This window comes from Pantoea sp. EKM103V (assembly GCF_011800365.1).
Taxonomy (GTDB): domain Bacteria; phylum Pseudomonadota; class Gammaproteobacteria; order Enterobacterales; family Enterobacteriaceae; genus Pantoea; species Pantoea anthophila.
The window spans coordinates 22980-36299 of sequence record NZ_JAALFQ010000010.1 but is presented as its reverse complement, the minus strand read 5'-3'; the positions used below and the strand labels follow the sequence as shown (position 1 = coordinate 36299).

Here is a 13320-nt window from a genome sequence, read left to right as displayed (position 1 = left end):
GATGCGCGCCGTTTTCTTTCTTCTGAGGTAGTCATGTCAGCCCGAATTTTAGCGCTGGATACGGCGACAGAAGCCTGTTCAGCCGCGTTGCTGAATCAGCAACAGATCGATGCCCGATTCGAAATCGCCCCGCGCGATCATACCCAGCGTATTTTGCCGCTGGTCGAAGAGCTCCTGCTCGCCGGTCAGCTGGAACTGACCGATCTGGACGCGCTGGCCTTTGGGCGCGGCCCCGGCAGCTTTACCGGCGTCCGTATCGGCATTGGTATTGCGCAGGGCCTGGCACTGGGCGCAGCCCTGCCGATGATTGCGGTCTCGACGCTGGCGACGATGGCAGAAGGGGCGTGGCGTCTGCACGGCGCCCGTCGCGTACTGACCGCCATTGATGCGCGAATGGGTGAAGTTTACTGGGCAGAGTATCAGCGGGATGAGCAGGGGCGCTGGCAGGGTGAAGCCAGCGAAAGCGTGCTGACGCCCGAGGCAGCGGTGGCCAGAATGCAGGCGCTTACCGGTGAGTGGATGACCGCCGGCACCGGCTGGGAAGCCTTCCCGGCATTGCAGCAGGGGCACGCACTGACGCTGACCGCCAGTGAGGTGACCCTGCCTGCCGCACAGGATATGCTGCCGCTGGCGACGCTGGCGCTGGCGGACGGGGATACCCTGCTGCCGGAAACGGCGGAGCCGACCTACCTGCGCAATGAAGTTGCCTGGAAAAAGTTACCTGGCCGCTAAGTCGCACGCAACTTATTGTTATGCGTCCAGTCTAAGACTTTACCTAACGGGAGAGCGTCTATGTCGTCAATGTGTGGTAAAGGGCTTTCAGGTCTGCTGCTGACCTGTGTGCTGGTGTTAACGGGTTGTGTCTCTATTCCTGACACGCTGCAGGGCAGTTCCCCTCAGCCTCAGCAGGATCTGCTGCGGGTGATGAATGACCCTGCTATCTATGTCGGCCAGGAGTCGCGCTTTGGCGGTAAGGTGGTGAACGTCACCAACCTGAACGGCAAAACCCGTCTGGAGATTGCGGCACAGCCGCTGGATGAGAGCGCCAGACCGCGTCTGGGCGCGGCGTCAGTCGGCCGGATCTATGCTGACATCCACGGTTTTGTTGATCCGGTGGATGTCAGAAATCAGTACGTCACGGTGCTGGGCACGCTGAAAGGCACGGAGCAGGGCAAAATCGGCGAGGCAGATTACAAATTTGCCGTCATCGATGTGCGCGGTTATCAGCGCTGGCGTCTCGCCCAGCAGGTGACCGCACCGCCACAGCCCATGGATCCCTGGATCTGGTACGGTCCGACCCGCCATCGCGGGGGGTACTGGGGACCCAATCCTTACTGGGGCATGGTTAACAGTGGCCCGACCGAGGTGCAGACCATACTGACCGAGTAACATTGAGACCTGCTATTCAGCCCGGTTGCGGTGCTCGCTGCCGGGCTTTTTATTTGTCTGTTTTCACAGCACGAAATTTAGTGATGGACTTCGCAACCTCAACATGCCGAAACAGGCAAACTGGTACAATCAGTTAAAATATTGTTAACAAACCAGATTGGCTGAGGCGGCGATGGAAATACAACATAATTATCGGGGTGGATCCTTGAATAAGGTTTGGCTGAAACGCTACCCGGCAGATGTGCCTGCCGAAATAAGTGCAGATCGTTATACCTCGCTGGTCGATCTGTTTGAGCAGGCCGCAAAACGCTACGCCGATCAACCCGCGTTCCTGAACATGGGTCAGAAAATGAGTTATCGCCAGCTGGAGGAGAAGAGCCGCGCCTTTGCCGCCTATCTCCAGCATGAACTGGGCCTGAAAGCGGGTGACCGGGTGGCGTTAATGATGCCTAACCTGCTCCAGTATCCGGTGGCCCTGTTTGGCGTGCTGCGCGCGGGAATGGTGGTGGTCAATGTCAATCCGCTCTACACGCCGCGAGAGCTGAAGCATCAGCTTAACGACAGCGGCGCCAGCGCCATTGTTATCGTCTCCAACTTCGCGCACACGCTGGAAAAGGTGGTGGGGGAAACCGCGGTTCGTCACGTCATCCTGACCCGGATGGGTGACCAGCTCGCCCCCATTAAGGCGACGCTGGTGAATTTCGTCGTCAAGTATGTCAAAAAGCTGGTGCCGAAATACCATCTGCCGGGCGCTATCTCATTTCGTCAGGTTCTGGACGTGGGGGCGACGCTCAATTATCGCCGTCCGACCGTGTCGAATGACGATCTCGCCTTCCTGCAATATACCGGCGGCACCACCGGGGTGGCCAAAGGGGCGATGCTGACGCATCGCAACATGCAGGCGAATCTTGAGCAGACGAAAGCGACCTACGGCAAACTGCTGCGTGACGGCAAAGAGTGCGTCGTCACCGCGCTGCCGCTCTATCACATCTTTGCATTAACGGTGAACGGGCTGCTTTTTCTTGAGCTGGGCGGCCAGAACCTGCTGATCACCAATCCGCGCGATATTCCTGGCTTCGTTAAAGAGCTGAGCAGGTTTCCGTTTACCGCCATCACCGGGGTCAACACGCTGTTTAATGCGCTGCTGAACGATGAGCAGTTTACGAAACTCGATTTCTCCACGCTGCGGCTTTCCGCGGGCGGCGGGATGGCGGTGCAGAAAGTCGTGGCTGAACGCTGGGAAAAGCTGACCGGGCACTATCTGCTGGAGGGCTACGGCCTGACGGAGTGTTCGCCGCTGGTTTCGGTCAATCCCTACGACATCAGCTGTCATACCGGCAGCATCGGCCTGCCGGTGCCCTCAACCGATGTGCTGATCCTGGATGAAGCGGGAAATGAAGTGGCACCAGGCGAGCCGGGTGAGCTCTGCATCAGCGGCCCGCAGGTGATGCTGGGTTACTGGCAGCATCCGGAAGCGACGGCGGAAGTCCTGAAAAATGGCTGGCTCCATAGCGGTGATATTGTTACCGTTGATCAGGAAGGCTTTATTCGCATCGTCGACCGTAAAAAAGATATGATTCTGGTGTCAGGCTTTAATGTCTATCCGAATGAAATCGAAGATGTGCTGATGCAGCACCCGAAAGTGCGCGAAGCCGCGGCCATCGGGGTTCCCAGCGATCTCTCCGGTGAGGCGGTCAAAGTCTGCATCGTGAAAAAAGAGGCGTCGCTGACGAAGGAGGAGGTGCTCGATCACTGTCGCCGTCAGCTGACTGGCTACAAGGTGCCCAAAATCATTGAGTTTCGTGATGAGCTCCCCAAGACCAACGTTGGCAAGATCCTGCGGCGTGAGCTGCGTGATGAGGTGAAATCCGGCACCCGCTGAATCCGGATAAGAATTGAGGTTGAACGCCGGCATGTCCGGCGTTTTTATTGTTTTTAACATGGAGCGCCGCGCGGAGTCTGCTGCGGTGGAAATCAGACGTGAACTATTCCCTTATCGACCAGGATGATCAACTGGCAGACGTGTGCCAGAAAGCGCGCCAGCACGCGGCGGTGGCACTGGATACCGAGTTTGTGCGTACCCGCACGTATTACCCTCAGCTTGGCCTGATCCAGCTGTTTGACGATGAACAACTGGTGCTGATAGACCCGCTCAACATCCGCGACTGGTCACCCTTTGTGGCGCTGCTGACCGACACCGCCGTGACCAAATTCCTGCATGCGGGCGGCGAAGATCTGGAGGTGTTCCTGCACCGTTTTGGCGTGCTGCCGACACCGATGATCGACACCCAGATTCTGGCGTCCTTCTCCGGCCAGCCGCTCTCCTGGGGCTTCGCCGCTATGGTGGCGCACTTCACCCAGGTTGAACTCGATAAAAGCGAATCACGCACCGACTGGTTAGCCCGCCCGCTGACGGAGCGCCAGTGTGTCTATGCGGCAGCCGACGTTCACTACCTGCTGCCGATTGCCCGTCAGCTGATGGTCAATACGGAAGAGGCGGGCAACATGGCCGCCGCACTCAGCGAGTGCGATAACCTCTGTCAGCGCCGTCTGGACAGTCTGGCCCCGGAAGAGGCCTGGCGCGATATCACCAACGCCTGGCAACTGCGTCCGCGTCAGCTGGCGGCGCTGCAGCGCCTGGCGGCCTGGCGTCTGACGCTGGCGCGTGAAAAGGATATGGCGGTTAACTTTGTGGTGCGCGAAGAAAACCTGTGGAAGGTGGCGCGCTTTATGCCGGGCTCGCTGGGTGAACTCGATCATCTGGGGCTGTCAGGACACGAAATTCGTTTTCACGGCAAAACGCTGGTCGCGCTGGTGGCGGAAGCGGCGGCACTGGAGGAGGGTGAATTACCGGCTCCGCTGGGAAATCTGATTGACCATCCGAATTACAAATCGGTCTTCAAAGCGATGAAGGCGCTGGTGCAGCAGGTCAGTGAGCAGAGTGGCTTCAGTCAGGAGTTGCTGGCGTCACGCCGTCAGATTAATCAGGTGCTGAGTCAGCACTGGGGCATTAAGCCGCAGGGGCGTCCACCGGAGTTACTGACCGGATGGCGGGGCGAACTGCTGAAACCCGGCATCGATGAGATCCTGGCGGGTTGCTGACCGGATAAATTTCCCCTGCCACTGCGCAGGGGAAATTCAGGCGGCGGTCAGAATCATTTAGTCGCGTCTTCCGTCTCCGGAAGCGTCACGTTCAGCTCCAGAATCGAGATATCATCACCTTTCTGATCGAGCTGTACCGTGACCATCTCTGGATCGATCTTCACATATTTGCAAATCACTTCCAGAATGTCGCGCTTAAGTTGCGGAAGATAGTGGGGCTCACTGTCGCCCCTTCTCCGTTCTGCCACGATAATCTGCAGCCTTTCCTTGGCTATGTTGGCAGTGTTCTTCTTCCGGGATAAAAAGAAATCAAGTAATGCCATGGTTTATCCCCCGAACAGGCGTTTCAGGAAACCCTTCTTCTCTTCTTCAATAAAGCGGAAGGGGCGTACTTCACCGAGCAACCGTTCAACGGTATCGGCATAGGCTTTGCCAGCATCAGATTCACCGTCCAAGATCACCGGTTCGCCCTGGTTGGAGGCACGTAACACCGACTGATCTTCCGGGATGACGCCGACCAGAGGAATGCGCAGGATTTCCAGCACATCTTCCATGCTCAGCATATCGCCACGGCTGACGCGACCCGGGTTGTAGCGGGTCAGCAGCAGGTGCTCTTTTACCGGCTCCTGACTGTTTTCTGCGCGACGGGATTTAGAGGAGATGATGCCGAGGATACGGTCGGAGTCACGGACTGAAGAGACTTCCGGGTTGGTGGTGATGATGGCTTCATCGGCAAAGTAGAGCGCCATCAGGGCGCCGGTTTCAATCCCTGCCGGTGAGTCGCAGACGATGAAATCGAACTCCATCGCGGCCAGATCGTTCAGGACTTTTTCAACGCCTTCACGGGTCAGCGCATCTTTGTCGCGGGTCTGTGACGCAGGCAGAATGTAGAGCTGCTCGGTGCGTTTGTCGCGGATAAGCGCCTGGTTCAGGGTGGCATCGCCCTGAATGACGTTGACGAAATCGTAGACCACACGGCGCTCACAGCCCATGATCAAATCCAGATTACGCAGACCGATATCGAAGTCGATCACGACCGTTTTCTTGCCTTTCTGCGCTAAACCGGTGGCGATGGCCGCGCTTGACGTGGTCTTACCAACGCCCCCTTTACCGGATGTAACTACAATAATGCGTGCCATAAATGTTGATTTCCTTAACAAAAGAAAAGGGGCCTAATTAAGTGTCTGGATAGTCAGCGCGCCATCCTGCAGGCACAGGCGCGCAGCTTTACCAAAAAATTCTTGCGGGATCTGATCCATGATCCAGTACTCCCCGGCAATCGAAACCAGCTCAGCGGCCAGGTTAGTACAGAATATCTGGCAGTTGCGGTCACCGCTGGCACCCGCCAGGGCGCGACCGCGCATCATGCCGTAAATGTGAATATTGCCATCAGCAACCAGTTCGGCACCGGCGCTGACGCTGCTGGTGATGATCAAATCGGCATCACGTGCATAAATCTGCTGGCCTGAGCGCACCGGGGTGTTCACGATGCGGGTTTTCGCGGCCACCGCTTCCGCTGCCACCGGCTGCGGTTCAGGCACAGCGGCAGGGGCAGGGGCTTGCACCTGCGGCCTGGCCTCTTTACCTTCTGCCAGCACCGGCAAACCGGCACGGGCGATCATGCGTTTCAGCGCCTCATCCTTGCAGCCGCTTACGCCAACAATGCGTAAGCCGGTGGCAAGAATCGCCTGCTGCAACTGCTTCCAGTTAACATCGGCACTCAGGGTGGCAACGTTAAGCACCACCGGGGCGTTTTTCAGGAAGTCCGGAGCCTGGTCAATCTTGTCCTGAAGTGCCTTGCGAATCACCGCCGGGTCATGGTGATGCAAATGGACGACAGACAGGGTGAAACTGCTACCTTTGAATTCGATTGGCGTTTGCGACATCTGTCCCGACTCAGTCCTGTTTTCACTACCGTCAGCCAGGCGATGATAAAATCGTCACTGAAGCGCTAACGGTGAATATTCGAAGTTCTGCAAGCATGTTATAGTTACAGCTATATTCAGACAAGCCTCAACCCCGGTTAATTCGAGTAAAAAATATGTTTTGTGTGATCTACAGAAGCCCGTTACGTGACCAGACTTATCTCTATGTTGAAAAAAAGGACGATTTCTCCCGCGTGCCGGAGGAATTGCTGAAAGGGTTTGGCAAGCCGCAGCTGGCGATGGTGCTAAAGCTGGCGGGGCGCGACAGGCTGGCAAATGCGGATATCAATAAAGTTAAGCAGGGATTGAGCGAGCAGGGCTATTATTTGCAGATTCCACCGCCGATCGAAAGTCTGCTGAAAATTCATTTAGAGGCCGATAAAAAAGTTTAACTCGGATTCTTCTGTAAATATAAATCCTGCCGTCGCGATTTTGTCAGGATAATATTGCTCTGAGGCTGCGCAGAATTAACGGCGCAGCTTATCTGTTTTCACTCTCATTAAATTTCCTGCCCGGCTTTTTGCCCTTATTTGTACGATTATTCAGCACTTCGGCGGTGCTGTTTACGCTTTTTGACAAATTCCGCACCCCGGACCGTTAAAAGGATCTTATTATCTCGCCATGAGGCTGGCACATCGACCAGCGCAAAAGCAAACATCAACCCGCCAGCAGTGCTGGCATCACACCTAACCTGAACAGGGGATGAGCATGTATCAGCATCGTAACTGGCAAGGCGCTCTGTTAGATTTTCCGGTCAGCAAAGTGGTTTGCGTCGGCAGTAACTACGCAAAACACATCAAAGAGATGGGGAGCGCCACCCCAACAGAACCGGTGATCTTTATCAAGCCGGAAACGGCGCTCTGTGATCTGCGCCAGCCGCTCTCTATCCCGGATGCGTTTGGTGAAGTGCATCATGAAGTTGAACTGGCCGTGCTGATTGGCGCAACCCTGAAACAGGCAACCGAAGAGCATGTGGCGAAGGCCATTGCAGGCTATGGTGTGGCGCTGGATCTGACGCTGCGTGACCTGCAGGCCGGGCTGAAAAAAGCGGGCCAGCCGTGGGAAAAGTCCAAAGGCTTCGACAATGCCTGCCCCATCTCCGGTTTTATCCCGGTCGCGGAGTTCAGCGACGATCCGCAGAATGTGGAGCTTAAGCTGCTGGTGAATGGTGAAGTGCGTCAGCAGGGCAGCACGGCAGATATGATTCATAAAATTCTGCCGCTGATTGCCCACATGAGTCGCTACTTCACCCTGCGCGCCGGCGATGTGATTCTGACCGGTACGCCGGAAGGGGTGGGTCCGATGCGCGCAGGCGATCAGCTCGAAGTCTCTCTGGCGGGGCATGGGATCAGCACGCGCGTGCTCTAAAGACTTGCATCACCACCGCATAGGCTTTATAAGGTGCGGTTTAGGCACACTGCGGACAATCATCATGACTGACACCCCTTTCTGGCAACATAAACGCCTGGCACAAATGAGCGATGAGGAATGGGAATCCTTATGTGATGGATGCGGCCAGTGCTGCCTGAACAAGTTGCAGGACGCCGACACGGATGAGATCTATTTCACTAACGTCGCCTGCAACCAGCTCAATATCAAAACCTGCCAGTGCCGCAACTATGAGCGCCGCTTCGAGTTAGAAGAGGATTGCATCAAGCTGACGCGTGAAAACCTGACCACCTTCAACTGGCTGCCGCGCACCTGCGCCTACCGGTTGCTGGGCGAGGGCAAGGGCTTACCGGCCTGGCATCCGCTGCGCGCCGGTTCGAAAGCGCAGATGCACGCACAGCGTATTTCGGTGCGCTACATTGCGGTTCGCGAGAGTGAAGTGCGGGACTGGGAAGATCACATCATCGATCGGCCCGATCGCAACGGCTGAGTGCCGCTGTCCCGGACAGGATGAAAAAAAGGCTGCCACGGGCAGCCTTTTTCTGTTCAGCGACCAAACAGGTCGCGCCGTTTTGCTTTGAAAGGCTGGGCAATCAGCACCAGCACCGCCACCAGCAGATAAGCGGCAAATACTCCAATCATCCATTGCGGCATACTGAGCGTCAGAAAGGTCCAGCTGCGCTCGGCGCAGTCACCGCTGGCGAGAAAGACCGACGGCAGCCACTTATCCAGCGGCAGACCGCTGGGGAAGCGGGCGGCAAAATCACAGGTGGTAAAGGGGTTAGGGTGCAGCTGAATCATGGTGTGTTCCCAGGAGAGACGCAGACCTTCCCAGGCACTGTAGATCCATAACGCCAGCGCCGCCAGACGCAACGGCGATTTTGGCGCAATCGCGCCGACCAGACCCGCGCCCATCACACCAAACAGCGCGTTGCGCTCGTAGATACACATGACGCAGGGCTTCAGGCCCATCACATGCTGAAACCATAATGCCGTGAGCTCCAGCGCCAGTGCAGTCAGTGCCAGTAATAACCAGGCTCCGCGGCCCCGGGAACAGTGATTCAGATATCGCAACATATTGCATTCCCTGTAAACGTTAATGCCACGCAGTGTAAACCAAAAGCGGGGGCAAACCAGCCCGGGCCAGGGAAAAATCGTATCCGGACATGACCTCAGACTGATCCAGAACAGGTTATGTGAAAATAAGCCGCGTGTTTTGCGATTATGGGGCGTCTGGCATTTTGCTGCGCAATCAGCTTTACTCCATTAGCCCCCAGGAGCACCGGAGAGGCAACCTGAAATATGCGCTGCGCCCGGTTTTAATGGTTGCGCAGGCTATATCCGCTATAGGGCGTCTGGTATGATGAGTGCCCATCACGATTAGAAAAGCAACGAGAACACATTGCTATGGTTATAAAGGCGCAGAGTCCAGCGGGATTTGCTGAAGAGTACATTATTGAAAGCATCTGGAACAGCCGCTTTCCCCCGGGGTCGATTCTTCCTGCTGAGCGTGAGCTTTCTGAATTGATCGGGGTGACACGTACGACCCTGCGTGAAGTGCTGCAGCGCCTGGCGCGTGATGGCTGGCTGACGATTCAGCACGGTAAACCGACCCGGGTGAATGATTTCTGGGAGACCTCTGGCCTGAATATCCTCGAAACCCTGGCGCGTCTCGACCACGACAGCGTGCCGGTGCTGATCGACAACCTGCTGTCAGTGCGCAGCAATATCTCTTCCATCTTTATCAGCCGAGCACTGCGTCATCATCCTGACAAGGCGCGTGAGGTGCTGGAGACGATCGATGCGACGGCCGACCAGGCGGATGCCTATACCGAACTCGATTACCGCGTCTTCCGCGGTCTGGCGTTTGCTTCCGGCAACCCGATTTATGGTCTGATCCTTAACGGCCTGAAAGGGCTCTACACCCGCGTGGGACGTCACTACTTCTCAAATCCCGAAGCCCGTCAGGTGGCGCGTGATTTTTATCTGACGCTGCTGGCGCTGTGTGACACATCGCCGGGACAGGATGAGATTGTGGAGGTGGTGCGCAACTACGGTCGCCGCAGCGGTGAAATCTGGCACAGCATGCAGAAGAATCTGCCTGACGATCTCGGCAATAAACGATAAAAAAAACCGGACATCGCGTCCGGTTTTTTATGCGGTCAGAGTGAGGTATTGCGCGGCGGGTTGCGGTCCAGCAGCTCAACGCTGCCATCCTCATTCTGTTGTTCCAGAATCACATCAAATCCCCACAGCCGATGCACGTGCTTCAGCACTTCGCGGCGGCTCTTGTCCAGCGGCGTGCGGCTCTGCGGTACATAGCGCAGGGTTAGCGAACGGTCACCACGCAGATCGACATTATAAACCTGAATATTGGGTTCGAGATTACTCAGGTTGTACTGGGCAGAGAGCTGCTGGCGGATCGCCCGATAGCCGGCCTCATCGTGAATGGCGGCGATTTCGAGATAGTTGTTGCGGTCATCATCCAGCACGGTAAACAGCCGGAAGTCGCGCATCACCTTCGGCGACAGGAACTGGCTGATAAAGCTCTCATCCTTAAACTCACGCATCGCAAAATGGAGCGTATCCAGCCAGTCAGAACCCGCAATATCCGGGAACCAGTAGCGATCCTCTTCGGTAGGGGACTGACAGATACGCTTGATATCCTGCATCATCGCGAAGCCCAGTGCATAGGGGTTAATGCCGTTATACCACTGGCTGTTATAGGGCGGCTGATAGACCACATTGGTATGGCTGTGCAGAAACTCCATCATGAAGCGTTCCGACACTTTGCCTTCATCATAGAGGTGATTAAGGATAGTGTAGTGCCAGAAGGTTGCCCAGCCCTCATTCATCACCTGGGTCTGCTTCTGCGGATAGAAATACTGGCTCACCTTGCGCACAATGCGCAGGATCTCACGCTGCCACGGCTCCAGCAGCGGCGCATTCTTCTCCATGAAATAGAGCAGGTTCTCCTGCGGCTCAGAAGGATAGCGTGCAGCTTCGAACGTGACCGCCTCTTTTTCACGCCGCGGCAGAGTGCGCCAGAGCGTGTTCACCTGACTCTGCAGATACTCCTCCCGGCTTTTCTGGCGGGCTTTCTCCTCCTGCAGGGAGATCTTCTGCGGGCGTTTATAGCGATCCACGCCATAATTCATTAAGGCGTGGCAGGAGTCGAGCAGCCGCTCCACCTCTTCAACGCCATAGCGCTCTTCGCAGTCACTGATGTAGTTTTTGGCAAACAGCAGGTAATCGACAATCGATCCGGCATCCGTCCAGCTACGGAACAGGTAGTTATTTTTGAAGAAAGAGTTATGACCATAGCAGGCATGTGCCATCACCAGCGCCTGCATGGTCATGGTGTTCTCTTCCATCAGGTAGGCGATGCAGGGATTTGAGTTGATGACAATCTCATAGGCCAGGCCCTGCTGACCGTGCTTATAGCGCTGCTCGGTTTCGATAAACTTTTTGCCGAATGACCAGTGTGAATAGTTGATTGGCATGCCGACGCTGGAATAGGCATCCATCATCTGTTCAGAGGTGATCACTTCGATTTGGTGCGGGTAGGTATCCAGACGGTAGAGCTTCGCGACGCGGTCGATCTCCGCTAAGTAGACATCAAGCAGTTCGAATGTCCAGTCTGGTCCGTCATTGAGTCGTTTGCTGTCTCTGATGGCTTCGTCAAAGATTGTCGTCATAGCGCACCTCTTTGTGGCAAACCGGCTGACCCGAAAGACAACCCGTTCTGGTTATTTAAGGCTTCATCCTGAAAAAGGGAACCCGAAAAAAACTGAGCGAACACAACAATGATAGCCCACTGTCGCCTATCCGAAATGCGAACTCAAATGAAATCTTTGGCACAAAATCATTAAGTGTGAGGCAACAGGGAATTTAACCGTTTTTAATTCGAACCATGCGCCAGATGGCAGGATAAAGCCCTGTTTATAAGTGGAATGTATGAGGTTGAATGATTCTCCTGCCATGCGTAGATTTAACTGCCTTTGTTGTCATTTATTTCTGCGTTTAAGGAATAAGGCGCATAAAGCGCTGAAATTCATCGTGCAGCAAGATTTTAGTTACCTGAAAAGTGAAAAAGATGTGAAATGGATGCTGTGATTTCGGGGTGGTGTCCGCTGCGGTGATCCGCTGACTATCATCTTCTGAACAGTGAATTATGCTTTTAGACGTTGGATGGGGAAACTATGCACGTAGTGATTCTTGGAAGTGGGGTTGTCGGCGTAGCCAGTGCCTGGTATCTGGCGCGAGCCGGACATCAGGTCACCGTCATCGATCGTCAGCCTGCCGCGGCGATGGAAACCAGCGCGGGCAATGCCGGTCAGATCTCGCCAGGTTATGCCGCCCCCTGGGCCGCGCCCGGCGTGCCGCTGAAAGCGGTGAAGTGGATGTTCCAGCGCCACGCGCCGCTGGCTATCCGGCTGGATGGCAGCAGCTTTCAGCTGGAGTGGATGTGGCACATGCTGCGCAACTGCGACATCAACCACTATCAGCAGAATAAAAGCCGCATGGTGCGGATTGCCGAATACAGCCGGGACTGCCTGAAAGCGCTGCGGAGTGAAACCGGCATCGCCTATGAAGGTCGTCAGGGCGGAACGCTGCAGCTGTTCCGCACCCAGCAACAGTTCGACAGCGCCAGCAAGGATATTGCGGTGCTGCGTGACGCGGGGGTGCCTTATGAACTGCTGCAGGCCGATGAGCTGTCACGCGTGGAACCTGCACTGGCGGCAACCCGGCATAAACTCACCGGCGGATTACGTCTCCCCAACGATGAAACCGGCGACTGTCAGCTCTTTACCCAGCGGCTGGCCAAAATGGCTGAAGAGGCGGGCGTGGTATTCCGCTTCAACACCCCGGTCGATCATCTGCTGCGCGACGGAAATCGCATTTATGGCGTGAAGTGCGGTGATGAGATCATCAAAGCAGACAGCTATGTGGTCGCCTTTGGCTCATACTCCACGGCGCTGCTGAAGAACGTTCTGAGCATCCCGGTTTACCCGCTCAAGGGTTATTCACTCACTATTCCGATCAAGAATCCCGATGCCGCACCGGTTTCCACCATCCTCGATGAAACCTACAAAGTGGCAGTGACCCGGTTTGACGATCGTATCCGCGTTGGCGGGATGGCAGAGATTGTTGGTTTTAACACCAAACTGACCGAAGCGCGGCGGGAAACGCTGGAGATGGTGGTCAGTGATCTCTATCCTGAAGGCGGTCATCTTGCACAGGCAAGTTTCTGGACCGGTTTACGTCCGATGACGCCAGACGGTACGCCGATTGTCGGCTCCACCCCCATCTCTAATCTCTGGCTCAACACCGGTCACGGAACGCTGGGCTGGACGATGGCGTGTGGTTCAGGACAGTTACTGGCCGATCTGATCTCCGGTAAAACGCCGGCGATTGCGGCGGATGACTTAGCGGTATTCCGCTACTTACCTGGTTTCGCGGCGACCTCATCGCCGCTGCGTAACGCCAGCGCAACTCGTTAAGTATTCAGGGA

14 protein-coding genes are annotated in these 13320 nt (G+C 55.9%); 9 read left to right on the top strand and 5 right to left on the bottom strand.

Features of this window, described 5'->3' with window-relative positions:
* The first annotated feature begins 33 nt into the window (after positions 1 to 33).
* From tsaB to rnd, 4 genes are all read left to right on the top strand, one after another.
* Entirely contained in the window at positions 34 to 732 is a 699-nt protein-coding gene (tsaB, locus tag HFD97_RS17600; protein ID WP_140028621.1) for a tRNA (adenosine(37)-N6)-threonylcarbamoyltransferase complex dimerization subunit type 1 TsaB, read from the top strand.
* A gap of 60 nt (positions 733 to 792) precedes the next feature.
* Positions 793 to 1389, top strand: coding sequence for a Slp family lipoprotein (locus tag HFD97_RS17595; RefSeq protein WP_033736224.1), 597 nt, complete (start codon positions 793 to 795; stop codon positions 1387 to 1389).
* 205 nt (positions 1390 to 1594) lie between these two features.
* Positions 1595 to 3271, top strand: a complete 1677-nt coding sequence (gene fadD / locus HFD97_RS17590; RefSeq protein ID WP_140028620.1) for a long-chain-fatty-acid--CoA ligase FadD — start codon at positions 1595 to 1597, stop codon at positions 3269 to 3271.
* A gap of 98 nt (positions 3272 to 3369) precedes the next feature.
* Complete coding sequence (rnd, locus tag HFD97_RS17585) at positions 3370 to 4491, top strand: ribonuclease D (protein WP_167430762.1); 1122 nt, start codon at positions 3370 to 3372, stop codon at positions 4489 to 4491.
* Positions 4492 to 4544: 53 nt separating this feature from the next.
* On the opposite strand, the gene minE is transcribed toward rnd, so the two are convergent.
* From minE to minC, 3 genes are read right to left on the bottom strand one after another with little or no spacing between them, the layout of a single operon-like run.
* The gene (gene minE / locus HFD97_RS17580) at positions 4545 to 4814 is read right to left on the bottom strand and encodes a cell division topological specificity factor MinE (protein WP_009089844.1); all 270 of its coding nucleotides are present in this window, start codon (positions 4812 to 4814) and stop codon (positions 4545 to 4547) included.
* A gap of 3 nt (positions 4815 to 4817) precedes the next feature.
* Positions 4818 to 5630, bottom strand: a complete 813-nt coding sequence (gene minD, locus HFD97_RS17575) for a septum site-determining protein MinD (protein ID WP_046101942.1) — start codon at positions 5628 to 5630, stop codon at positions 4818 to 4820.
* A 33-nt stretch (positions 5631 to 5663) separates the two neighbouring features.
* Entirely contained in the window at positions 5664 to 6377 is a 714-nt protein-coding gene (minC, locus tag HFD97_RS17570) for a septum site-determining protein MinC (RefSeq protein WP_009089848.1), read from the bottom strand.
* 155 nt (positions 6378 to 6532) lie between these two features.
* Between minC and HFD97_RS17565 the strand changes: the two genes are divergently transcribed.
* The 3 genes from HFD97_RS17565 to HFD97_RS17555 all read left to right on the top strand — a co-directional run bounded on the left by HFD97_RS17565 (position 6533) and on the right by HFD97_RS17555 (position 8295).
* Positions 6533 to 6808: a YcgL domain-containing protein gene (locus HFD97_RS17565; protein WP_009089851.1), complete on the top strand. Its 276-nt coding sequence runs from the start codon at positions 6533 to 6535 to the stop codon at positions 6806 to 6808.
* 316 nt (positions 6809 to 7124) lie between these two features.
* Positions 7125 to 7784, top strand: coding sequence for a fumarylacetoacetate hydrolase family protein (locus tag HFD97_RS17560; protein WP_058957294.1), 660 nt, complete (start codon positions 7125 to 7127; stop codon positions 7782 to 7784).
* Positions 7785 to 7848: 64 nt separating this feature from the next.
* Positions 7849 to 8295 (top strand): YcgN family cysteine cluster protein, encoded by a 447-nt coding sequence (locus HFD97_RS17555; RefSeq protein ID WP_009089856.1) that lies wholly within the window; start codon positions 7849 to 7851, stop codon positions 8293 to 8295.
* Between the two features lie 56 nt (positions 8296 to 8351).
* On the opposite strand, the gene dsbB is transcribed toward HFD97_RS17555, so the two are convergent.
* The gene (dsbB, locus tag HFD97_RS17550) at positions 8352 to 8882 is read right to left on the bottom strand and encodes a disulfide bond formation protein DsbB (RefSeq protein WP_009089859.1); all 531 of its coding nucleotides are present in this window, start codon (positions 8880 to 8882) and stop codon (positions 8352 to 8354) included.
* A gap of 330 nt (positions 8883 to 9212) precedes the next feature.
* Between dsbB and fadR the strand changes: the two genes are divergently transcribed.
* Positions 9213 to 9932, top strand: a complete 720-nt coding sequence (gene fadR / locus HFD97_RS17545; protein WP_167430763.1) for a fatty acid metabolism transcriptional regulator FadR — start codon at positions 9213 to 9215, stop codon at positions 9930 to 9932.
* A 35-nt stretch (positions 9933 to 9967) separates the two neighbouring features.
* Here the strand turns inward: fadR and HFD97_RS17540 are convergent, their stop codons facing one another.
* Positions 9968 to 11503, bottom strand: coding sequence for a SpoVR family protein (locus HFD97_RS17540; RefSeq protein ID WP_009089862.1), 1536 nt, complete (start codon positions 11501 to 11503; stop codon positions 9968 to 9970).
* Between the two features lie 504 nt (positions 11504 to 12007).
* On the opposite strand from HFD97_RS17540, the gene HFD97_RS17535 reads away from it, so the two are divergent.
* Positions 12008 to 13309 (top strand): D-amino acid dehydrogenase, encoded by a 1302-nt coding sequence (locus HFD97_RS17535; RefSeq protein ID WP_167430764.1) that lies wholly within the window; start codon positions 12008 to 12010, stop codon positions 13307 to 13309.
* Positions 13310 to 13320 lie beyond the last annotated feature (11 nt).